General features: G+C 72.5%; 19 protein-coding genes. 7 read left to right on the top strand and 12 right to left on the bottom strand.

Features of this window, described 5'->3' with window-relative positions:
• Together ACFXBC_RS02710 and ACFXBC_RS02705 are read right to left on the bottom strand one after the other, a co-directional pair.
• Positions 1–693 (bottom strand): acyl-CoA dehydrogenase family protein (locus ACFXBC_RS02710; RefSeq protein ID WP_385017897.1); only part of this gene is annotated, 693 nt, incomplete at its 3' end.
• A 158-nt stretch (positions 694–851) separates the two neighbouring features.
• On the bottom strand, positions 852–1,766 hold the full coding sequence (locus ACFXBC_RS02705) for an SDR family oxidoreductase (RefSeq protein ID WP_385017895.1): 915 nt from the start codon (positions 1,764–1,766) through the stop codon (positions 852–854).
• Between the two features lie 84 nt (positions 1,767–1,850).
• Between ACFXBC_RS02705 and ACFXBC_RS02700 the strand changes: the two genes are divergently transcribed.
• Entirely contained in the window at positions 1,851–2,777 is a 927-nt protein-coding gene (locus ACFXBC_RS02700; RefSeq protein ID WP_385017893.1) for a cyclase family protein, read from the top strand.
• 357 nt (positions 2,778–3,134) lie between these two features.
• On the opposite strand, the gene ACFXBC_RS02695 is transcribed toward ACFXBC_RS02700, so the two are convergent.
• The 3 genes from ACFXBC_RS02695 to ACFXBC_RS02685 all read right to left on the bottom strand — a co-directional run bounded on the left by ACFXBC_RS02695 (position 3,135) and on the right by ACFXBC_RS02685 (position 6,309).
• Complete coding sequence (locus ACFXBC_RS02695) at positions 3,135–3,671, bottom strand: ATP-binding protein (protein ID WP_385017891.1); 537 nt, start codon at positions 3,669–3,671, stop codon at positions 3,135–3,137.
• A gap of 431 nt (positions 3,672–4,102) precedes the next feature.
• Entirely contained in the window at positions 4,103–5,059 is a 957-nt protein-coding gene (locus ACFXBC_RS02690; RefSeq protein WP_385017888.1) for an acyl-CoA dehydrogenase family protein, read from the bottom strand.
• Positions 5,059–6,309 carry an acyl-CoA dehydrogenase family protein gene (locus ACFXBC_RS02685; protein WP_385017884.1) on the bottom strand — a complete coding sequence of 417 codons (1,251 nt, stop codon included), beginning with the start codon at positions 6,307–6,309 and terminating at the stop codon, positions 5,059–5,061. Before ACFXBC_RS02685 ends, ACFXBC_RS02690 begins: the two co-directional genes overlap by 1 nt.
• Positions 6,310–6,554: 245 nt before the next feature.
• Here ACFXBC_RS02685 and ACFXBC_RS02680 point away from each other — a divergent pair, with 245 nt between their 5' ends.
• Positions 6,555–8,084, top strand: a complete 1,530-nt coding sequence (locus ACFXBC_RS02680; protein WP_385017881.1) for a class I adenylate-forming enzyme family protein — start codon at positions 6,555–6,557, stop codon at positions 8,082–8,084.
• Positions 8,085–8,129: 45 nt separating this feature from the next.
• Here ACFXBC_RS02680 and ACFXBC_RS02675 read toward each other — a convergent pair whose 3' ends face one another.
• Both ACFXBC_RS02675 and ACFXBC_RS02670 read right to left on the bottom strand, forming a co-directional pair.
• Positions 8,130–9,632 (bottom strand): DUF4157 domain-containing protein, encoded by a 1,503-nt coding sequence (locus ACFXBC_RS02675; RefSeq protein WP_385017879.1) that lies wholly within the window; start codon positions 9,630–9,632, stop codon positions 8,130–8,132.
• Between the two features lie 165 nt (positions 9,633–9,797).
• Entirely contained in the window at positions 9,798–10,193 is a 396-nt protein-coding gene (locus ACFXBC_RS02670) for an STAS domain-containing protein (protein ID WP_385017876.1), read from the bottom strand.
• 335 nt (positions 10,194–10,528) lie between these two features.
• Here ACFXBC_RS02670 and ACFXBC_RS02665 point away from each other — a divergent pair, with 335 nt between their 5' ends.
• Together ACFXBC_RS02665 and ACFXBC_RS02660 are read left to right on the top strand one after the other, a co-directional pair.
• On the top strand, positions 10,529–11,119 hold the full coding sequence (locus tag ACFXBC_RS02665; RefSeq protein WP_385017873.1) for an RNA polymerase sigma factor: 591 nt from the start codon (positions 10,529–10,531) through the stop codon (positions 11,117–11,119).
• Positions 11,116–12,339: a maleylpyruvate isomerase N-terminal domain-containing protein gene (locus ACFXBC_RS02660; protein ID WP_385017870.1), complete on the top strand. Its 1,224-nt coding sequence runs from the start codon at positions 11,116–11,118 to the stop codon at positions 12,337–12,339. Before ACFXBC_RS02665 ends, ACFXBC_RS02660 begins: the two co-directional genes overlap by 4 nt.
• A gap of 90 nt (positions 12,340–12,429) precedes the next feature.
• Here the strand turns inward: ACFXBC_RS02660 and purU are convergent, their stop codons facing one another.
• The 4 genes from purU to ACFXBC_RS02640 all read right to left on the bottom strand — a co-directional run bounded on the left by purU (position 12,430) and on the right by ACFXBC_RS02640 (position 17,178).
• The gene (gene purU / locus ACFXBC_RS02655) at positions 12,430–13,281 is read right to left on the bottom strand and encodes a formyltetrahydrofolate deformylase (RefSeq protein WP_385017867.1); all 852 of its coding nucleotides are present in this window, start codon (positions 13,279–13,281) and stop codon (positions 12,430–12,432) included.
• Positions 13,282–13,309: 28 nt separating this feature from the next.
• Positions 13,310–13,756, bottom strand: coding sequence for a hypothetical protein (locus ACFXBC_RS02650; RefSeq protein ID WP_385018119.1), 447 nt, complete (start codon positions 13,754–13,756; stop codon positions 13,310–13,312).
• Between the two features lie 116 nt (positions 13,757–13,872).
• Entirely contained in the window at positions 13,873–15,459 is a 1,587-nt protein-coding gene (locus tag ACFXBC_RS02645) for a hypothetical protein (RefSeq protein ID WP_385017864.1), read from the bottom strand.
• A 330-nt stretch (positions 15,460–15,789) separates the two neighbouring features.
• Positions 15,790–17,178, bottom strand: a complete 1,389-nt coding sequence (locus tag ACFXBC_RS02640) for a transcriptional regulator (RefSeq protein WP_385017861.1) — start codon at positions 17,176–17,178, stop codon at positions 15,790–15,792.
• Between the two features lie 258 nt (positions 17,179–17,436).
• Between ACFXBC_RS02640 and ACFXBC_RS02635 the strand changes: the two genes are divergently transcribed.
• The 3 genes from ACFXBC_RS02635 to ACFXBC_RS02625 all read left to right on the top strand — a co-directional run bounded on the left by ACFXBC_RS02635 (position 17,437) and on the right by ACFXBC_RS02625 (position 20,648).
• Positions 17,437–18,105: a bifunctional DNA primase/polymerase gene (locus ACFXBC_RS02635; RefSeq protein ID WP_385017858.1), complete on the top strand. Its 669-nt coding sequence runs from the start codon at positions 17,437–17,439 to the stop codon at positions 18,103–18,105.
• 108 nt (positions 18,106–18,213) lie between these two features.
• The gene (locus ACFXBC_RS02630; protein WP_385017855.1) at positions 18,214–18,990 is read left to right on the top strand and encodes an ABC transporter ATP-binding protein; all 777 of its coding nucleotides are present in this window, start codon (positions 18,214–18,216) and stop codon (positions 18,988–18,990) included.
• The gene (locus ACFXBC_RS02625) at positions 18,987–20,648 is read left to right on the top strand and encodes a transporter (protein ID WP_385017852.1); all 1,662 of its coding nucleotides are present in this window, start codon (positions 18,987–18,989) and stop codon (positions 20,646–20,648) included. Before ACFXBC_RS02630 ends, ACFXBC_RS02625 begins: the two co-directional genes overlap by 4 nt.
• Positions 20,649–20,847: 199 nt before the next feature.
• Here ACFXBC_RS02625 and ACFXBC_RS02620 read toward each other — a convergent pair whose 3' ends face one another.
• A complete protein-coding gene (locus ACFXBC_RS02620) occupies positions 20,848–21,723 on the bottom strand; it encodes an alpha/beta fold hydrolase (RefSeq protein WP_385017849.1) in 876 nt (291 codons plus the stop codon).
• Between the last annotated feature and the right edge of the window lie 414 nt (positions 21,724–22,137).

The raw sequence follows: 22,137 nt of genomic DNA, 5'->3' as shown, positions 1-22,137 counted from the left end.
CCCGCCGCCGCCGGCGCCCCGTACGACCAACCCTTGGTCGCTCTCGGCTCGCGGGCGCCGCGCGAGGTCCGGCCGCGCGACCGCCCCCCCCGGCTGGTCCATCGGGACCAGCAGGAAGGAGAGCCCGTGGTGGCCGCGCGAGCCCGGTTCCGTACGGGCCAGTACGAAGCACCAGTCGGCCTCCCGGGCCAGCGAGGTCCAGATCTTCTGGCCGGTGACGCGGTGTCCCCCGTCGTTGTCGCGTACGGCAGCGGTACGCACCGCCGCCAGGTCGGAGCCGGCCCCGGGCTCGCTGTACCCCTGGCACCAGAGCGCTTCGCCGCGGGCGATCGGCGGCAGGAAGCGGGACTGCTGCTCCTCGTCGCCGAAGGCGATCAGGGTGGGCGCGAGCAGGTTCTCGCCGATGTGGCCGACCCGGCCGGGGGCGCGGGCCGCCGCGTACTCCTCGGCCCAGACGACCTGCTGGGTGAGAGTGGCCCGGCGGTTGCCGAAGTCGCCCTGCCAGCCGATGCCGATCCAGCCTCCGCTGCCCAACTCCCGCTCCCAGGAACGGCGCAGCTCCGTACCCTCGTGCTCGCTGCCGGGTCCGCCGGTGGCTCCGGCGGCGGCGAACGCACCGGTGAGACGGTCCGCCAGCCAGGTCCGCGCCCCGGCCCGGAACGCGGCGTCGTCAGGCCCGGGTGAGAAGTCCATACCGGGCCCCCTTCGTGTGGCCGCCTCTCACCCGTACGAGCGCCGGGCCCCGATCCGGGCCGCCCCCGAGAGCGCCGTCACCGACCGCCCCGCCCCCGGGGGCGCCGTACCCTACGGTGACCTTCCCGGCGCCGCCGCCACCGGCCGCCGTCCCGTCCTCATCCATTGGGCCGCTCCTTGGCCGCCGCCGCCCGCGCCATCGCCTCCAACTGCGCCAGCATCGGCATCGGGTCCACCCCCACCGTCCCCGGCAGGAAGTCGGCGATCCGCTCGGGTGTCCACGCCGCGCCCTCCGCGTAGCCGGCGCGCAGCTCCCTCGGCTGGGCCCAGACCGCGATCTTGGGGCCCGCGATGGTGTACACCTGGCCGGTGATCTTCTCGTCGCGGGCGCGGTCCGAGAGGAGATAGGTGACGAGTGCGGCCACGTCCTCCGGTTCGCCGATCTCCTTCAGCTCCATGGGGACGTTGGCGGACATCCGGGTCCTGGCCACCGGGGCCACCGCGTTGGCCGTCACGCCGTACTTGTTGAGGCCGAGCGCGGCGCTGCGCACCAGCGAGATGATGCCGCCCTTGGCCGCGCTGTAGTTGGCCTGCGCGACGCTGCCCTGGTGGTTGCCGCTGGTGAAGCCGATCAGGGTGCCGCTGCCCTGTTTGCGCATCACGGCCGACGCCGCCCGGAAGACGGTGAAGGTGCCTTTGAGGTGCGTGGCGACCACCGGGTCCCACTCCTCCTCGGACATGTTGAAGAGCATCCGCTCGCGGAGGATCCCGGCGACGCAGACGACACCGTCGATCCGCCCGTACTGCGCGAGTGCCACATCGACGATCCGCTGCCCGCCCGCCATCGTCGAGATGTCGTCGGCGACCGCGACCGCCTGGCCGCCCGCCGCCACGATCTCCTTGACGACGGACGCGGCGACCTCGCTCTCGGGTGCACCGCCTTCGATGGGCACCCCGTAGTCGTTGACGACGACCCGGGCGCCCTCGGCCGCGGCGGCGAGGGCGACCGCCCTGCCGATGCCGCGCCCGGCCCCTGTCACGGCGATGACTTTGCCTGCCAAGAAGTTCCCCATGCCCGGCCCCTTCCCGCGGTTTCTGACGGACCGTTAGATTTTACGGGTAGTCAGACAGCCGAGCACAAGACCCCCGGAGGCCCGATGTCCCTGCCGGCCGCTTTCCACGACATCGCCACACGCGTGAACAACTGGGGCCGTTGGGGCGCCGACGACGAGATCGGCACCCTCAACCTGATCACCGACGAGGTCGTACGGGAGGCCGCGGCCGGGGTGCGCAGTGGCCGCCGCATCCCGCTGGCGATCGCCCTGGAACAGGACGGCGTACAGACCGGGATGATCCCGGGGCGGGTCAACCCGCTGCACGCGATGGTCCAGATCAACCAGGAGCTGTTCGGGCCAGGCACGGTGGCCACCAGCGACGACATCGTGACCATGAGCCTGCAGACGGGCACCCACTGGGACGCGCTCACCCACGCCTCGCACTCCGGGAAGCTCTACAACGGCCGCCCGGCGGAGACGGTCACGGCGCACGGCGGCGCCGAGTTCAGCGGGATCGGCACCGTCCGCCACCTCGTCTCACGCGGGGTGCTGCTCGATGTGGCGCGCGCCAGGGGCGAGGACCGGCTGGCGGGCGGCCGTGCGGTGACGCCGGAGGATCTGGAGGCGGCCCAGGAACTGGCGGGGACCGAGGTGCGCGCCGGAGACATCGTGCTCGTGAGGACCGGGCAGATCCGGCTGTATCTGAGCGGCGACCGGAACGGCTACACCTATCCGTCACCCGGGCTTTCGATCCGCACCCCGGAGTGGTTCCACGCCAGAGATGTGGCGGCGGTCGCCAACGACACCGTCACCTTCGAGATCTTCCCGCCCGAGAGCGAGGACCTCTGGCTGCCCGTACACGCCCTGCATCTGGTCGAGATGGGGATGCCGCAGGGGCAGAACTGGAATCTTGAAAAGTTGTCCACAGCCTGTGCAGAAGCGGACCAGTACAGCTTCCTGCTCTCCGCGACACCCGAGCCCTTCACCGGCGGTACGGGGGCACCGGTCGCCCCGGTGGCGATTCTCTGAGCGGTACGGCGAGGTCCTCCACGGCCACACCGGGGCCGGAGTTGCGGGGGGGGGCGGCCGCGCCCCCCCCCCCCCCCCCCCCCGCGGGGGCCCCCCCCCCCCCCCCCCCCGCCGCGGCCCCCGCGCCCCGGCCCGCGGGCGCGTGTGCGGGGGGGGGCGCCCCCGGCCCCCCCCCGCGGCAACGGCGTGGGCGCCGCCTCCCCCTGCCCGGGAGAGGCCGGCGCCGGACGCGGTCCTCGTACCGGAATCCGGGCCCCCACACCCCCCGGCATCCCGGTCTCCCCCCACGGGCGGACCGCTTCTGCAAGCGTGATCAGACCGCCACTCCGCGTCAACACCAGGGCAGGGCTATGCGAGTTACACCCGATATGTGACGGCGCGAGAGGGGTCGAATGCCGTGGTGTCGCGGATAACCTCCCTGCGCTCCGGCGCACTTCCCACGCCGTCGCACACGCCCCTGTCCACCTCGCACGCCCCCGGTGCGACCTCGCATCCGCCCCGGTCGACCTCGCACCAGATCGACTTGCCGCGCCCCTCGGGCTGCCAGCCCCAGCGGTCGGCCAGCCCGTCGACCAGTTCGAGACCGCGGCCGTTGGTGTCCTCGCCCTCCGCGTGCCGGGGCCGGGGCGGGCAGGCGCTGATGTCGGCCACCTCGACCCGGACCGTCCCGGCGTCGTCGTCGGGCGGCCCGAACAGCATGCGCAGCACCGCCGGACACCCCGTGTGCACCACGGCGTTGGTCACCAGTTCCGAGATCAGCAGAATCAGCGTCTCGGCCAGTGGCTCGTCGGCCCTTATCCCGCACCCCACGAGTCTGGACCGTGCCCACCTACGGGCCCGCCCCACCTCCGCGGGATCGGGTCCGACCTCCAGCTGTACCTGAAGCACCTGCACCGCTCACACCATCCGAACCGGCCGGGGGTATCCCTCAGAGCTGTTCAAGCACCGGGGGAACATCGCCTAGCGCCTCTCAGGGATCACGGACCGTGATTCCCTTAAGAGACAGCATGGTTGACGTACAGTCACCGCAACAAGCGCTTCGGGCATATTCCAGCGCGAAGGAGTAGGCGTGGTGCATACTGTGCGACGCCTGTTGCGGACAGTCGAACGAAGGCGCTCCTCGCACCCACGTACGGTGCGAACGGCGCGCATTCCCCGAGCTGCCGCCACCCCGGAGGTGCCAACAGCGCATCCGCGCAACACGGTCGTTCGCATCCCACGGAGCGTACCGGAGCGCGGCGCCGACTCCGGCCCGTGACGGCCCTGTCGAAGGACACAACCCGGTATCAACGCTCGGTGACGGCCCGGTGACATCCCGCCGCCCCTCAGAGCGCGGCGGCGACCAGCTCCTCGGCCTCGGTCCGGGTGATCCACTGTTCGGCCCGCACCCAGGCCCGTTTGAGATGAAGATGAACATCTGACTCCCAGGTGAATCCCATACCGCCGTGTACCTGGAGGCAGTCCCGGGCGTTACGGACGGCCGCGTCATCGGCGAGCAGCTTCGCCCCGGCGACCTCGGCGCCGGCCGCCCCGTCCCCCGCCCGTCCCCCGCCCCCGCTCGTACCGCCGCCGCCCGCCTCGCAGGTCACCGCCGCCGCGTACACCGCCGCCCTGGCCAGCTCCGCCCGTACGAGCATCTGGGCGCAGAGGTGTTTGACGGCCTGGAAGGAGCCGATCGGGCGGCCGAACTGCTCGCGCTCGCCCGCGTACCGCACGGCCAGTTCGGTGGTGCGCGCCGCGCTGCCGAGCTGGAGGGCCGCGGTGAGCAGGGCCGCCGCGGGGTGCGGGGGCCGTCCGCCGCGGACACGGTGCAGCGGCGTCAGCGGGTCGACCGACCGCACCGGCCGGGCGTCCGCAACGGTGTCCATGGTGGTGCCCGTAGTGGCGTCCGCGGTGGTGCCCACCACGGGCATCACCTCGTCGGCCTCCGCGAGCCACTCCACCAGCGCGCCGTCCGAGGCCGCGACGACGGTCCGCCCGGTGTCGGCGCCCGGCACCGTGCCCGCCGCGAGATGCGTGGCGACCAGCGGGCCGGGCAGCAGGGCGCGCCCCGCCTCCTCGAAGACGAGAACGGCCTCGGGCAGCCCGAGTCCGACCCCGCCGTCCGCCTCGGGCAACCGGAGCGAGAAGAGCCCGGCCTCGCCCAGCTCCCGCCACAGGGCGCGGTCGAGGGCCGGGCGCTCCACGGCGGCCCGCAGCGCGTCCCGTCCGAAGCGGCCGGCCAGCAGTTCACGGAAGCCGGTGCGCAGGGCCAATTGGTCATCGGTGAGCCGGAAGTCCATCAGCGCTCCTTGGGGAGGCCGAGGATCCGCTCGGCGACGATGTTCTGCTGGATCTGCGAGGTGCCCGCGGCGATGGTGTACGAGAGCGAGGACAGCCGGTCCTGGTTCCAGGGGTGCGCGAGGTCGATGGCATCGGGGCCCAGGACCTCGGCGGCCGCCTCGTACAGCTCCTGACGGGCCTGCGAGTAGCGGAGCTTGAAGACCGAACCGCCGATGCCGGGCACCCCGAATCCGCCGCCGCCCCGGCCCCCCGACGCGGACCCACCGCCCCCGCCACCGGACGCGGACCGGCCGCTCCCGGATACGGCCCCGCCCCCGCCCTGCGATTCGCTCACGTTCCACTGGGTGAGCCGCCACAGCGCCGCGAACTCGGCGCCGAGCCTGCCGAGTCGGCGGCGCAGCGCCGGATCGGCGTCCCAGCTGCCGTTCTCCCGTGCCGTACGGGCGAGTTCGCCCAGGGTGCGGCGGCAGGCGACGACCTCGCCGACGAAGGCGGTGCCCCGCTCGAAGGAGAGGGTCACCATGGTGACGCGCCAGCCGTCGTTCTCGTCGCCCACCCGGTCGCCGACCGGGATCCGTACGTCGTCGAGGAACATCTCGGCGAACTCGGTGGACCCCGCGAGCGTCCGCAGCGGGCGCACGGTCACACCGGGGGTGTCCATCCGCATGGCCAGCCAGGTGATCCCCCGGTGTTTGGGCACCGCTTCGCTGACTGGTTCGGTGCGGACGAGCAGCTCGCACCAGTCGGCGACCTCGGCGTGCGAGGTCCAGATCTTGGAGCCGTTGACCACATAGTGGTCGCCGTCGCGCACCGCCCTGGTCCGCAGCGACGCCAGGTCCGACCCGGCGCCCGGCTCGCTGAACCCCTGGCACCAGATCTCGTCCCCGCGCAGCACCGGCGGCAGCCAGCGCGCCCGCTGCTCCGCCGTCCCCTCGGCGGCGATCGTCGGGCCCGCGTGCAGCAGCCCGACGAAGTTCGCCCCGACGTAGGGGGCCCCGGCTCGCTCGGTCTCCTCCAGGAAGATCAGGTGCTGGGTCGGCGTGGCACCGCGCCCGCCCGCGTCGGCCGGCCAGTGCAGCCCCGCGTACCCGGCGTCGTACAGCATCCGCTGCCAGGCCGTGTCGTACGCGCGGCGGCCCGGCCAGTCCAGCGGGTCCGGTGCGGGCGGCAGCGCGGGCAGGGCCTTCGCGAGCCACTCCGTCAGCCGCCCGCGGAAGACCTCCTCGTCCTCCGTGTACCTGAGGTCCATCAGGGTGTCCCTTCCGGCATGTCCGGTGGCCCGATATCCGGCGGAGTTCACAGCCGTACGCAACTGTCACAGCGCATGAACCTGATGGGCCGTCAGGAAGCAGGCTAGCTCCCGGCCCTCTGGACCGACAAGGCGCGGAGCCCTACGCTCTCGACACGACCTGACTACCCGTCAGTTACGCGTGTACGTCAGCTACGGGTGCCCGTCAGCCAAGACCCGCCGGAGCACGAGGGAGTTCGGGCCGCATGGACGAGACCGCACACGCACTGGGCGCATCCCGCACACTGTGGGAGCTGGCCGACCGCCGCGCCGCCCTCACCCCGGACCGGCCCGTGCTGCTCCAGGGTGACCGCACACTGACCTTCGGGGAACTGCGGGACGGCGCCGAGCGGGTCGCCGCCGGTCTGTACGGGATGGGGGTGCGGCCCGGAAGCGTGGTCGCCTGGCAGCTGCCGACCAGGACCGAGACCGTGCTGCTCTCCTTCGCCCTGGCCAGGCTCGGCGCGGTCCAGTCGCCGGTGATCCCGTACTACCGGGACCGCGAGGTCGGCTTCGCGCTCCGCGAATCCCGGGCGGAGTTCTTCGCCGTACCGGGCACCTGGCGCGGGCACGACCACACCGCGATGGCCGAACGGCTCGGCGCCCGGGGGGTGTTCGAGGCGTACGGCACCTTGCCGGACGGCGACCCCGCCGTGCTCCCGCCGCCGCCTGCCGACGGCACGGCGGTCCGCTGGATCTACTGGACATCCGGCACCACATCCGACCCCAAGGGCGTGCTGCACACCGACCGTTCGCTGATCGCGGGCGGCTCCTGCCTGGCCCACGCCCTGCACCTCACCTCGGACGACGTCGGCTCGATGGCCTTCCCCTTCGCACACATCGGCGGCCCTGACTACCTGGTGATGCTGCTCCTCTACGGCTTCCCGGCCGTCCTCTTCGAGCACTTCGCGATGGAGACGGCGCTGCCCGAGTACCGCAGGCACGGGGTGACGGTCGCGGGCGGCTCCACCGCGTTCTACTCGATGTTCCTCACCGAGCAGCGCAAGGTCCCCGGCGAACGGCTGGTCCCCACCCTGCGGCTGCTGGCCGGCGGCGGGGCGCCGAAGCCCCCGGAGGTGTACCACGCGGTGGTACGGGAGATGGGCGTACAGCTCACCCACGGCTACGGCATGACCGAGGTCCCCATGATCACCATGGGTGCCCCCGACGACACGGCCGAGCACCTCGCCACCACGGAGGGCCGTCCGCCCGCCGGAATGGAGATCCGCATCGTGGACGCGGCGGGCGAACCGGTGCCCGCCGGGGTCGACGGGGAGGTACGGCTGCGCGGCGAAGCGGTCTGCCAGGGGTACGCGGGCCAGGACCAGGGGGCGGACGCCTTCGACGCGGACGGCTTTCTGGTCACCGGCGACGTGGGCCATCTCAGGGAGACCGGCCATCTGGTGCTGACCGGGCGGATGAAGGACATCATCATCCGCAAGGGCGAGAACATCTCGGCCAAGGAGATCGAGGACCTGCTCCACCAGCATCCGGCGGTCGCCGACGCGGCGGTCGTCGGGCTCCCGGACGCGGAGCGCGGCGAACGGGTCTGCGCGGTCCTCGAACGGCGGCCGGGAGCCGGGGAGTTGACCCTGGCCGCGATATCGGCGTTCCTGCGCGACGAGGGCCTCTCCGTACACAAGCTGCCGGAGCAGCTGGAGGTGGTGGACGCCCTGCCGCGCAATGACGCGCTGCGGAAGGTGCTCAAGTACAAGCTGCGGGAGCTGTACGGCTGAACGGCCGGGCCGGTACGGGGTCTCAGCGCGGGAGCAGCAGGGGGTTCACCCCCGGCGCACCCGGACGGTCAGCGGGTTCACGATGTCGTTGGCGCCGCCCCCGTACTGCTTGTCGTGGAAGGTCTCGCCGGGCTGGGAGCCGTAGAGACGGAAGAACCACTTGCCCTGCCAGGCCAGTTTGTCCGTGCCGAGCTTCTGGTACTCCTGCATGGCGTCCTGGCGGGTGACGCCGGCGAGTTCCTGGATCATCGCCATGACCTTGTCGCTGTCGAAGACGCCCTGCGGTGTCTTGCCTTGGTAGCCGTTCAGGAGCGCCTTGGTCTTCTCCTTGTACGCCTTCAACAGCTTCTTCTCCAAGGCCCCCACGGCCGCCTTGGCGTTGTAGTCCCGCTTGTAGTTCTCCAGCGTGACCCAGGACTTCTCGTCCTTGCTGCGGGCGACGACCCCGGCGAAGTGGTAGTTCCAGATGTCGTCGGCGGACCGGTCGGTGAAACTCTCGCCGTCGGGCACCGTGGCGAAGTCGTGCTTGTCCTCGTCGCCGACGGAGTGGGTGGCGAAGCCCTCCCCGACCAGCGGCCTGGCGTACTGGTTGACACCCATCTCCTGGGCGACCCGGTCCGCTTCGGCGGGACGCTCGCGCAGGGTGGTTCCGTAGTCCCGGGCCACCTCCCGCTCGTTGTGGATCTCGGTGCCGTTCGCCTCCGCTGCGGCTCCCGCCGCGGAGGCCCCCGCTGCGGCCTCCGCCGGATTGGTCGTACCGCCGGAACGCGCCGTCTTGTCCAGGTGATGGGCCAGGTCCACACCGGACTTCCCGCGCCAGGGAGCCGCGCCACCGTCGCCCGCCATCACCACCTGCATCTTGCGGGAGCCCACGACCTTGCGCGCCACCTCGATACACTCCGTCAGCATCAGATCGGCGAAGCGGCCTGCCTTCTTCCGGGTGGCTTCGTCCGCTGTGACCGGGGTGATCTTGCCCAGCGTCCCCGCGGCCGTCTTGATCTGCGAGCCGCCCCGGACGAGCGTGTACGCGCTGCCGACCTGCGCCAGCCGGTCCACCGCGTGCTGGAACACCTCGTCCGTGGCGTAGAACTCCTTCGGTTCCCGCTCGGTGTCGTGTACCGCGAGCGTGTCGTCGTCGGAGTACCGGAGGCTGACGTCGCCAGGATGGTGATCCTGGGCGTCCACATGGTCCACGTGGTGGTCGAGCAGGCCGTCCGGCTGCCGACGGCCGTCGCGCAGTACGCCCTCCGGCGCCTGTGTGGTGAAGAACGCCTCGTCGTCGCCGCTGACGACACCGGTCGGGGCGCCGGTCTTCACCCGCTGGATGACGGGCGCGGCAGCGGGCGCCCGGGTCCCCGCGCTCCGGGCACCCCGGGACGCGAGACCGGCCACCGCCGCGTTCCCCGCCGCCCGCTGGAGGGCGAGGAGACCCTGCGGGGAGCGGACCGCGAGGTCGCGCTGTACGGGGAGGGCGGGGGCGCTCGGGCGCTCGGCGGTGCCCGCAGCCGCGGGCAGCCCGCTCCCGCGCTTCGACTGTCGGCTGCGCATACGCCCTCCCGAGACGGCACCAGGCCGGCGGATCCGGCGACGCGCCCGGTCCGGCTCCGGGCCTCTGGTGCACCCCCATCCTTACCGGACGGGCGCCCCGCCCGGTAAGGGCCCCAGGGGCAAACCTGCGGGCAGAATCGTTCGCCGGGAACGACAGGCTGCCGTTCAGGCCGAGATCGGCTGCGCGTCGTCCTCCGTGGCGTCGTACACGTCCGCGTACACCTCGAAGAGCCGTCGGACCCCCAGGGCGCCCAGCACCTTGTTCACATGGGCGGCGCCGCCCTGGCCCGACATGCCGCCCACCTCGCCGCCGCCCGGCAGGATCAGCCGCAGCCGGCCCTGGCAGGAGCGCATCAGTCTGCGGGCCGCGATCAGTACACCGACACCGCTGGAGTCGCAGAAGACCACGTCCGAGAGGTCGAGTACCACGTCGTGGCAGCCCGCGGCCACCGCGTCATGGACGCACTGACGGACCTCGGGGGAACTCACCAGATCCATTTCGCCAGATATGCGCAGGACGCGCCAGGCACCGCGTTCGGCTTCGGTCACGTTCAGCATCACGGGACTGGACCTCTCCGCTGTCGGTCTGCCGGTCCGGAAAAAGATCCGGAAGTTTGCGTTCCACTCGGGCGGCTGCCCCATCGGACCCTTATGAAACACCGTCCCTGCCATAAAAACCCAGGCATTTTCAGACAGAAAAGATCATATTCGGCCGCCTCCGGGCGCCTGGACCAGCCCTCATCGCTCCACCGCCGGTCCACCGCACTCCCTTACCACCGCGCAGCGTTCCCCTACCACCCCGCAGCGCTCCCGGACCGCGCTTACCGCAAAGAGGCGCACTTCGCGGGCCCTGCGGTTACTGTCGAAGGGGACTGGGGCGGATGCTTGGGGGCCTGATGCCGAAGGACACACCACAGCGGTGGGACCGCAGGATGCAGCAGCGGCTCGCGCGGGGCGAGGCAGCCGCGCTGGGCGAGCTGTACGACCGGTTCGCCTCCCTCGTGCACAGCCTGGCCCACCGCGTACTGGACGACGACGAGGCGGCCGACCGCATCACCCGTGAGGTCTTCGTACACATCTGGGAGCACCCGGAGGAGTACGAGCCGAAGCACGGCCCGATGCGCTCCTGGGTCGCCGCCCTCGCCCACCGCCAGGCCGTCAGGCTGCTCCGCCAGGCCGAGACCGCGTCCCTCGCCGCCCATGGCGAAGGCACCGCCGAGGAGACGGAGAGGCTGGAGCAGAAGGTGCGCAAGGCGTCGGCTGCGGCCCGCGCCGACTACATCGTGACCTCCATGCCCGCACCGCTGCGCGCCGCCCTCGAACTCGCGTACTTCCAGCGCAGGGACTACCGCCAGACCGCGGCCGATCTCGGTGTCACCGAGGACGAGGCACGGCGGCGGCTGCGCCTCGGGCTCCAGCTGCTCTCCACGGCCAACACCCGTCCCGCCGAAGGGGCTTCGCCGCCCGGATACGGCCGTGCCCTGTGACGGGGCCGGCGGAGGAACCGGCCGGACGCCCCGGTGAGGACGCTCCGGCGCGGATACCGGGGCCGCGCGGGGCCGCCGACGACCTGGCCTTCCTGCCCGCGCCGCCAGTGGAGCTGTCGCACAAGGTCCTGAAATCGCTGCTCGGCGCCTGGGCGCTCGCCGCCTGCTCTCCCGAGGAGACCGAGGCCGTCGAGGACCATCTCACCGACTGCGCGCCCTGTGCGGACGAGGCGCTGCGGCTGCGGGACGCGGTGGCGCTGCTGCACACGGAGCGGAGCCTTGACCTGGACCCGCTGCTGCGGTCCCGGGTGCTCCAGGGCTGCCTGGGCCGCAGACCGGCCCGGATCCCGATCCCGGCGTGGGCGGCTCCGTACGACGCGGAGACCGCCAGGCTGGACGCCCTGCTGAACGACTTCGGCGACGCGGAGTGGCACGCCCCGGTCCGGCTGAAGTGGTACGAGGACGAGCGCGCCACCTCCCGGCGGACGACCGTCGCCGGGGTCATCGGCCATCTGCTGACCGTCGACGGCCTGGTATCGGCCGCGCTCGGCCTGGACGACGGCCTCGACGGTCTCCTCGGCAGCGATCCGCCGCGCTCACCCACCGAGCGCACCAGGCGGTACTGGCGGGCGCTCGCCGCTCCCCCGACCGGCACGATCCGCGAGCCCTGGCGCGCACAGAGCCACACTCTGCTCCGGACGGTCTCCTTCACCGGCCAGGACATGCCCGAACCGTCCGTATCGTACGGGGAGTTCAGTCTGCCGCTGCGCGACTCGCTCCTGGACCGCGCCTTCGAGTGCTGGCTGCACGCGGGCGACATCGCGGACGCCGTGGACTATCCGTACGAGCCGCCGTCATCGGCCCATCTCAACCTCATGATCGACCTGGCGGCCCGGACGCTGCCCGCCACCCTGGCCGGCCGCCGCCGCTCCGGCCTGGCGAGCCCGGCCCGCGGGCCGGTCCCGGAAGGGCGGCCGGGCCGTTCGCTGCGGCTGGAGATCGAGGGCGCGGGCGGCGGCGACTGGTACATCGCCCTGGACTCCCCGGCCGCGCAGGGCTCCCCTGACCTGGCCGTGGCCCATGTCGCGCTGGACGGGGTGGAGTTCTGCCGGCTGGCTGCGGGACATGTGGAGCCGGAGGAGGCGGTCGCCGGGCAGGAGGGCGACCGCGAGGCGATCCGGGACGTGCTGTTCGCGGCGGCTTCGCTCAGCCGGATGTGAGCGCCCCGGGCGGCCGCCCGGACCGCCCTGACCAGCGGCGGCGGGCGGCCCGGGAGTAACCGGGCCGGAGAGCGGGGAGCGGGAGCGGCGCTACGCGAACACCACCGTCCGGTGCCCGTTCAGCAGGATCCGGTGCTCGGCATGCCACTTGACCGCTCGCGCCAGCGCCCGGCACTCCACATCGCGCCCGATCGCGACCAGTTGGTCGGGCGTGACCTCGTGGCCCACCCGCTCGACCTCCTGCTCGATGATCGGCCCCTCGTCCAGGTCGGCCGTCACATAGTGGGCCGTCGCCCCGATCAGCTTCACGCCCCGCGCATGCGCCTGGTGGTACGGCTTCGCGCCCTTGAAGCTCGGCAGGAAGGAGTGGTGGATATTGATGATCCGGCCGTTCAGCGCCTTGCAGAGGTCGTCCGAGATGACCTGCATATAGCGGGCCAGCACCACCAGCTCGACGTTCTCCCTGCGGACCAGGTCGAGCAGTTCCGCCTCGGCCGCCGCCTTGTTGTCCTTCGTCACCGGGATGTGGTGGAAGGGAATGCCGTACGACCCGGCCAGCTCGGCGAAGTCCGGGTGGTTGGAGACCACCGCGGCGATCTCGACGGGCAGCGCGCCCGTACGGGACCGGAAGAGCAGGTCGTTCAGGCAGTGGCCGAACTTGCTGACCATCAGGACGATCCGCATCCGGTCATCGGCGCGGTGCAGCTGCCACTCCATGTCGAAGGCGTCCCCGACGGCGGCGAAGCTGGCACGCAGCTTCTCCAGGGAGACCGGCTGCTCGGCCGAGAAGTGCACCCGCATGAAGAAGAGCCCGGTGTCCCGGTCCCCGAACTGCTGGCTGTCCTCGATGTTGCACCCCGTGATGAACAGATAGCTCGACACGGCATGCACGATGCCCTGTTTGTCCGGGCAGGAGAGCGTGAGGACGTACTGGTCGTTCATGACAGCAGGGTGCCACAACCGTCCGCCGTCAGGCGGCCCTGGTCACGATGCGGAGCACCTCCAGGGTGCGCGGCGCCGTATCCGGGTCGTCGCCGTCGGCCGTCGCCAGCCGTACGTGTGCCTCCCGCGCGGCCCGGACCGCTTCCGGCCAGCCGTGATGCTCCATATAGACCGATACGGGAGCATCTGCCCCGACCTGGTGCATGATGCGCAGCACCCGCAGCACGGCCACATCCACGAGTGCGGACTCGCCGGAGTCCCGGAAGACCGTCCCGACGTACTTCTCGGCGGACCAGTTGTCGAGCCAGGTGTCCTCGACCAGCCGGTACACGGCATCGGTGACGTCCCCGTACTCCGCACGGCCTGCCAGCCAGCACTCCTGGTGGAAGGACGGGTCGGAGAGCATATGCAGCGCGGAGCGCACATTGGCGCGCCAGCGCCACCACGGCATGTCAGTCAACGGCATGCCCTCCATGGTGGTGGAGCGACGGCCGCGACGGGAAGCGTTCGGAGAACCTTGCACGATTTCGATCGTACGTTCCCGGCGGGGACGGTCTTCCGGGCCCCCGCCGTTCGTCCCGTCAAGCCCGGTCAGAGCTGGTCGCCCCGGCGCTGGGTCAGGCTGTACTTCTCCGCGATGGCGTTCCACAGGGCCGATGCCTGCTTCTTCGCCGCGGTGGCCTTGCCGCTGGCCACGTCGCCGCGGCCGGCCGCCGCGGTCCGCTTGGCGTGGCCGTGCTTGCACTCCTTCTTGCCGTCGGCCGCGACGGCGTGGGCCCAGGCCGCGTACTGCTCGTCGGCGGTCGCCGACGCGTTCCACGCCGTGGTCAGCGCGCCGGTCAGCTTCTCGTGGTCCGGCAGCTTGTCGACCGAGAGCGTGCCGAGCTTGGTCACCAGATCGTGGCGCTGCTTGGCCGCGCCGCGCAGGTCCGACGCCGCCCGGGGCAGGTTCTGGCAGGACCGGATGTTCCCGACCGCCGCGATCACCGCGGAGCGGCTGTTGTTGCTGTCGGCGAGCACCTTGTCGAGCGCGACGGCCTGCGGCTGCGCCGGGTCCTTCGCCGCCTCCGGCTCCTTCGACGCGGTGGTCGCGGTGGCGCCCGCGGGCTGCTTGTCGTCCTTCTTGTCGGAGCCACCCCCGCTGAGCAGCGCGCCCGCGCCGAGCCCGATGACGGCGCAGCCGACGACGACGGCGGCGATCAGCGGCGTACGCGACTTGCGCCGGCCGTTGCCCGCGGCGGACCGGGATGCGGGCTCCGGGGCGTACTGCGGTGTCTGCGCGCCGGGTTGCTGCTGCGGCCTGCCGTACGGGTCGCTGCCGGGCGGGGGGTTGTGCGGGGCCCCGCCGTACGTGCCGCCGCCATAGGGCGCCTGGGCCTGAGGCTGCGCCTGCGCCGGGGAGTCGAAGCGGGGCATCTGCTGGGTCTCACCGGCCGGTTGGGGCCCTGCCCCGTTGTCCGTACGGAAGAGGCTGTCGAACTCGGCGGGCGGCTGCCGGTCCTCGGGCGCTCCCGGTCTGATGCCGTACGGACCGCCGGAGGGTGCGGCCGGGGCGGCCGGGACCGGCGGCAGGAACTGCGTGGGGTCCGCGTCGGAGCCCGCGGCGGCGGGGGCGGGCCCGGACTGCTGGGGGTAGCCCAGGTACTGGGTGGCCTCCGCCGGGTTCCCGGGCGCCCCGGGGACGGGCGCGATGAACTGCGTCGCCTCGTTGTCGCCCCCGCCCGGCACGACCCCGCCCGGCGGGGTCTCGGGCGGCAACGGCTGAGCGAACGACGGGGATTGCTGCGCGGCCGGGGGCAGCGGCTGCGAGGCGGGCGGCTGGTGGTACGGCTGGTGCGGCTGGTGTTGTGGCTGCTGTTGCTGGAATTGCGGCTGGTACGGCGCCTGCTGCGGCGGCAGATGCTGCGGGAACTGCTGCTGCTGGTGGGACGGAGGCGGCAGCTGCTGGTGGGGCGGCTGGTGCTGGGGTATGTGCGGAGGCTGCTGCTGCGGCGGCTGCGGTCCGCCGTCCTGCGGTCCCCAGGGCTGGCCCCACGGCTGGCCGCCTGCGGGGACGGTGTGCTCGCCCGCCACTTCCGGGATCCACGGGCCGCTCCCGTCGGACGGCAGTACGACACCTTCGTGCGCGCGCCGTACAGCGGGAAGCTGCGGCTCGTCGCCCTGTCCGTTCTGCGTCACCGGGACTCCTACTGCACGTGGACCTACGGAATCGTCGGTTCACGCTACCGGGTGAACGGACGCGTCTGCCACGGGACGGCGGATGGGGGTGTGCGATGTAACACATGCGGGGCGCCCGGCGCTGTACTTGGGCCGGACGGCGTCCAGATGGGGCCGGGATGGCTTGTTCTCGACGCTGCCCGTACGGCTTTCCACAGGCCGCACACAGCCGACAGCCCGGCCACACCCAGCGGAACGACCCGCAACAGCGACCCGTCGAGGCCCGGCGGCAGGGTGCGACGGGGCGGGACCGTCCCCCGGGCGCAGCCCCACCGCCGTCTCCCCTCACCCCTACGCCACCACGACGTCCATCCGCGCCCCCAGATCCCGGACCACCGGCTCGTCCGCGAACGGCTCCAACCGCCCCCGCAGATCGTCCAGATAGTCCGCACCCCGGCCGGAACGCACCGTGGCCAGCAGCTCCATCGCCAGGGTCCCCGTGCGGCAGGCCTGCTCCAGCTCCCGCTGCTGGAGCTGCGCCGTGGCCAGCAGCACCATGCCGATCCCCCGCCGCCGGGCCTTGGTCTCCGGAAGGCCCGCCAGCGCTTCCTCGGCGCGGCTCGCGCTCGCCGCCCCCTGGCCCAGGTCGCGGTGGCAGTGCGCCAGTTCGTCGGCCAGATAAGCGCCGTCGAAGTGGGTGATCCACTCCGGGTCGTCGCCCGCGTCCGTAGCGGACTGCGCGCGGTCCATCGCCGCCAGCGCGCGCCCCGCGACCTCCTCCGCCGCACGCGCGTCGCCCATCAGCGCGTGGCCGCGCGCCTCGGCCGCGTAGAACATCGACTCGGCCCGCGGGGTGACCCGGCCGCGCGCGCCCTCCTGGGCCGCCCGCGCGAGCTGTGCGATCTCGCGCGGAGTGCCCAGCTCGGCGGCGAGATGACTCATCGCGGCGGCCAGCACATAGCCGCCGTACCCGCGGTCCCCCGCCGCCTGGGCCAGCCGCAGGGCCTGGATGTAGTACCGCTGGGCGAGCCCCGGCTGACCGGTGTCGACCGCCATGTAACCGGCGAGTTCGGTCAGCCTCGCCACCGCCGCGAACAGCTCGCGGCCCACCGCGTCACGGTACGAACCGGCCAGCAGCCCGGACACCACGCTGTTCAGGTAGTGGACGACGATCGGCCGCACATGGCCGCTGCCGAACCGGTGGTCGAGGTCGGTGAGCGCGGCCGTCGTCGCCCGTACCGCCTGGACGTCCGACGCCCCGACCCGGGCCCCCGCGGCGCGCGCCACCTGCGCGTCCGCCCCCGTGATCAGCCAGTCCCGGCTCGGCTCGACCAGCGCGGAGGCGGCGACCGTGGAACCGGAGAGGAAGTCGCGCCGCCCCACGTCGCTGCGCCACAGCTCGCAGACCTGCTCGATCGCGCCGATCACGGTCGGCGAGAACTGCAGACCGACCCCGGATGCCAGGTTCTTGCCGTCGGCCATCCCGATCTCGTCGATCGTGACCGTACGGCCCAGCTTGCGGCCCAGCGCCTCGGCGATGATGCCCGGCGCCCGCCCGCGCGGCTGCTGCCCGCGCAGCCATCGCGCGACGGAGGTCTTGTCGTAGCGGAGGTCGACGCCCCGCTCCGACCCCACCATGTTCACGCGACGGGCGAGACCGGCGTTGGAGCAGCCGGCTTCCTGAATGAGTGCCTGCAGCCGTTCATTGGGCTGACGGGCGACGAGCGGCCTGGCGGCCATGAATACCCCCTGAGACGTGCGGCGATCACTGATCCGGTCGGGTTGATCACTGCCCGGGAAATGTCGGGAGAATGCGGTGGAAGACGGGAGTAATCCCGGCATTCCTCTTGCACCTCGCTGAGGAATACCCGTTCCGGGGGGTGCATTCGCCTACGCGCCCCCGCCCATGCCTCCATGCGCCCCGTATGCCGTCAAACCACGGCTCTGCCCGGTGTGTTGACCCCGTAACCCCAGGTGGTGGCGGGAGTTGAGCCGTGCGTGAATGAGACCACCACGGGCACGCAGGCCGCACAGATTCCCCAGCAGCGCACAGAACCGCTGCTGGACAGCGCCGTACGGTACGCGGAGGAGCGGCACTGGGACGTGCTCCCCGGCACCTGGCTGGAGCCCGTGGCGGGCGGCGAGCGGTGCTCCTGCGGGGACACCGCGTGCCCCGCGCCCGGCGCACACCCCACGCGCCCCGACTGGGCGGCAGAGGCCACCGGCAGCGCCGTGGCCGCCCGCTCCCTGTGGTCCCGGCAGCCGAGGGCCTCGGTCCTGCTGCCGACCGGGCGGACCTTCGACGTCATCGACGTCCCCGAGACCGCGGGCTTCCTCGCGCTGGCCCGGATGGAGCGGAGGGAGGTGACGCTCGGCCCGGTGATCCGCACGCCCCACCGCCGGATGCTCTTCTTCGTCCTGCCGGGCGCCGGGGCCAAAGTGCCCCAGCTGGTACGGAGGCTGGGGTGGCTGCCGTCCACGATCGATCTGGTGGTCCGCGGCGAGGGCGACTACATCGCGGCGCCGCCCACCCGGGTGGGGTCCGCCGGGACCGTGCAGTGGGCACGGCGGCCCACGGCGGTCAACCGCTGGCTGCCGGACGCGGACGAGCTGACCGGGCCCCTCGCGTACGGCTGCGGCCAGGAGAGCAGGGACGGCCGCAGGTAGGGCCGGGACCGGGGCGGCGACGGCCGCGAGGGGAGCCGGGACGGCCGGGCGCCGGCCGGGCGACCGTAGGGTGGGGCGCAAGAGCCGCGACTTTGAAAGGCGCTGCACATGCCGGACCAGGCAGCCGTACGGGTAGAGGGACTGTGGAAGCGGTTCGGGGAGCAGGTCGCGGTCGCCGGGATCGACCTCGAACTGCCCGCGGGCCAGTTCATCGGTCTGGTCGGTCCCAACGGCGCGGGCAAGACCACCACCCTCTCCATGGTGACCGGCCTGCTCAGGCCCGACCGGGGCGCCGTACAGGTGGCGGGCCACGACGTCTGGCAGGACCCCGTCGCGGTCAAGTCCCGTATCGGCGTACTGCCCGAGGGGCTGCGGCTGTTCGAGCGGCTCTCGGGGCGCGAACTCCTCGCGTACAGCGGGCGGCTGCGCGGGCTGCCCGGCGCCGAGGTCGACAAACGGGCCACCCAGCTCCTGGACGTGCTCGATCTGGCGGGCGCCCAGCACAAGCTGGTGGTCGACTACTCGACCGGGATGCGCAAGAAGATCGGGCTGGCCGCCGCGCTGCTGCACAACCCCGAAGTGCTCTTCCTGGACGAGCCGTTCGAAGGCGTCGACCCGGTCTCCGCGCAGACGATCCGCGGGGTCCTTGAGCGCTACACCCGCTCCGGCGCGACGGTGGTCTTCTCCAGCCATGTGATGGAGCTGGTCGAGTCGCTCTGCGACTGGGTGGCGGTGATGGCGGGCTGCCGGATCCGCGCGCAGGGCCCGCTCGCCGACGTACGCGGAACCGCGCCCTCCCTCCAGGAGGCGTTCCTCGAACTCGTCGGCGCGCAGGGCAGGAACGCCGGGGAGAGTCTCGACTGGCTGGGCGGGGGCCCGCGATGACCGCGTCCGCCACCACCGCAGGCCCGGACACCCCCGGCGACGCCTCCGGCACCCCCGGAGCCCACCCGGTCGGCCCCTCCCTCACCCCGGTCGTCATCCGGCTGAAGCTCTCCCTGCTCCGCAACGGGCTGCGCCAGTCGTCGGGCCGCAGGGCCGCGTACATCGCGTCGGTCGCCGTCTCGCTCTTCTTCGCGGCGCTGCTGCTCCTCGGCCTGGTCCTGCTGCACGGTCACGCGCACGCGGGCACCCTGACGGTCATCCTGACGCTCGTGCTCGCGGTGGGGTGGGCGGCGATGCCGCTGTTCTTCCCCAGCGGCGACGAGACGCTCGACCCGAGCCGTCTGGTGATGCTGCCGCTGCGCCCGGAACCGCTGGTCCGGGCTCTGCTCTGTGCCTCACTGGTGGGCGTCGGACCGCTGTTCACGCTCTGCCTCGCGGCCGGCTCCGCCTTCGCCGTGGCGACGAACGCGGCGGCCGTGGTGGCCGCCGTCATCGCCGTTCCGCTGACCGTGCTGGTCTGTGTGGCGCTGGCGCGGGCGGTGGCCGCCGCCAACGTCCGGCTGCTCACCTCGCGCAAGGGCCGCGATCTCGCCGTACTGAGCGGTCTGGTGATCGCGGTCGGCATCCAGGCGGTCAACTTCGGTGTCCAGCGCCTCAGCAGGGCGGGCGGCCTCTCCGCGCTCGACCCGGCCGGGGACGTGGTGCGGTGGCTGCCGCCGGCCTCCGCGATCGGCGCCGTCGACTCGGCGAGCGGCGGCTCGTACGGAGTGGCCGTGGCCCAACTCGCCATCGCGGCGGCCTTCCTGGTGATCATGCTCCGGCTCTGGCGGCGCACCCTGGTCCGGCTGATGACCTCACCGGACGGCTCGACGCTCGCGGCGGCAGGACCGAGCCGCAGGGAGTCGGCGCGGGGCCTGTCGCGGCTGCTGCCCGAAGGCCGCACGGGCACGGTGATGCTCCGCACCCTGCGCTACATCTGGCGCGACCCGAAGACCAAGGCCGCGTGGATCGCGTCGCTCGCGATCGGGCTGATCGTGCCGGTGCTCAACGCCGTGCAGGGCAGCGGGTCCGTCTACTTCTCCTGCTTCGGCGCGGGGATGCTCGGCATCCAGATGTACAACCAGTTCGGCCAGGACACCTCGGCGTTCTGGATGGTCGCGCAGACCATCTCGTCGCCCCGGGACGCGTTCACCGAACTGCGGTCGCGCGCCCTGGCGCTGGCCCTGGTCACCGTCCCGTACACCGCGCTGGTCACGGTGGTCACGGCCGGGCTGCTCGGCGACTGGGGCGCGCTGCCCGAGGCGATGGGGCTCGCCTTCGCCCTGCTCGGCGCGATGCTGGGGACGGGCGCCGTGACCTCGGCCCGCTTCCCGTACTCGATCCCGCAGGACAACGCCCACAAGAACGTCGCCCCGGGGCAGGCGGGGCTGGCCTGGATCTCCATCTTCGGCGGCATGGTCTCGGCCGCTCTGCTCTGCGCTCCGGTGATCGCCCTGCTGATCGCCCTGCATGTCACGGGCAATGAGCCGTATCTGTGGATTCTGCTGCCGGTGGGCGCGGTGTACGGGGCGCTCACGGCCTGGGCAGGGCTGCGGGCCGCCGCACCGCAGGCGGCCGGCCGGCTGCCGGAGATCCTGCTGGCGGTCAGCAAGGGGTGAGCGGTGGATGGCCCTACCTGCCGCGGGGCTGCCTCTCCTGCCGGGTGGCGGCCGCACCTGCCGGGTGACTGCCTCATCTGCCGGGTGACTGCCTCTCCTGCAGCGGGGCTGCCTCACCTGCCGGGTGGCCACTGCCCGCTGCCGGGTGGCGGTCGCACCTGCCTGGTGGCCACTGCCCGCTGCCGGGCGGGCTCCCCCGCTACGGGGTGACCACCGCGTCCAGGAACGGTTCTATCGCCGCGCGCCATGCCTCGGGCTGGTCGTAGTGGATCAGATGGGCCGCGTCGGCCACCTCCGCGTACTCACCCCGGGGCAGCACCCGCACCATCTCCTGCGACTCCGCCCGGCCCAGCTCGCCGTCCAGACCCCGGACCACCAGCGCGGGGCACTGCACCTGGGCCAGCTCCTCCCAGTGCGCTTCGAAGACCCAGGTCTCGCGGGACTTCAGCATCTGGCGAGGGGAGAAGACCGGCCGCCAGCCGTCGGCGCTCTCCGCCATCACCTCGGCGAAGAACTCACCCCGGGACGGATTCGGCCGCTCCACCCACGGGTCGTCCTCGCCGAACCACTTCCGTACGTCGGCGAGTGTCGCGAAGGGGACGGGCCAGGACATGAACCAGTCCTCCCACTCGCGCTGAGAGGCCATCCCCAGGGCGGAGGCCCGCATGTCGCAGATGACCACGGCCCGGACCAGATCCGGCCGTTTCGCCGCGAGCTGCCAGGCGGTGAGTGCGCCCATCGAGTGGCCTATGAGGGTCACGGGGGCAAGCCCCAGCTGGACGATCGCCGCCTCCGCGTCCGCCACATAGGCGTCCCGGGTGTACGGGCCTTCGGCGGGCTTGTCGCTCTGGCCGTGGCCCCGCTGGTCGAGGGCGACCGCGCGGTGGCGCCCGGAGAGCCAGCGGGCGGTGGACGCCCAGTGCGAGGCGCGGCCCATCAGACCGTGCAGCAGTAAGACACCCGGGGCGCGGCCGACGTCCCCGGCGTCCTCGTCGGTCTCCTTGGGCGGGTCGGCGAACTCCCAGGCAGCAAGGCGTACGCCGTCAGGTCCGGTCACGTCGATGCGCTGCACCATTTGTTCTGGCACCCCCTTCAGTCCCCCGGGTGGTCGGTCCCGCACACACTGCGGCTGGCCGCTCAGGATGGATCCGTAGCTGGTTCGTAGCTCGTACGGAGCTCGTACGGAGCTTGCTCAAAGCTCATTCGGAGCTCGTTCGGAGCCGGCCCCACACAGGCTATCGAACTCGCATTCGAACACGCGGTTTTCCTCCGTAACACCCCACCTTCGAGTGACAACCACCGAGGATTGAGGGGTGCTGCCCTGGGGAGATTTCGTGCGGGGGCGGACCACTCGGGGATGAGGGTCCGGCCAGGCCGATCCTGGGAGCTCGGGGCTCCGGATCGGCGCGGGGGCGGACACGCCCCCGCCCGCCCCCCGCCCGCGGGCCCCACCCCCCCCGGGCCGCGGGGGGCTCCCCCCACCCCCCCC

Origin of the sequence: Streptomyces sp. NPDC059398 (assembly GCF_042751845.1) — a bacterium.
GTDB lineage: Bacteria > Actinomycetota > Actinomycetes > Streptomycetales > Streptomycetaceae > Streptomyces.
Note: the sequence above shows the minus strand (reverse complement) of the source record. Positions and strands in the feature narration are given on the sequence as shown.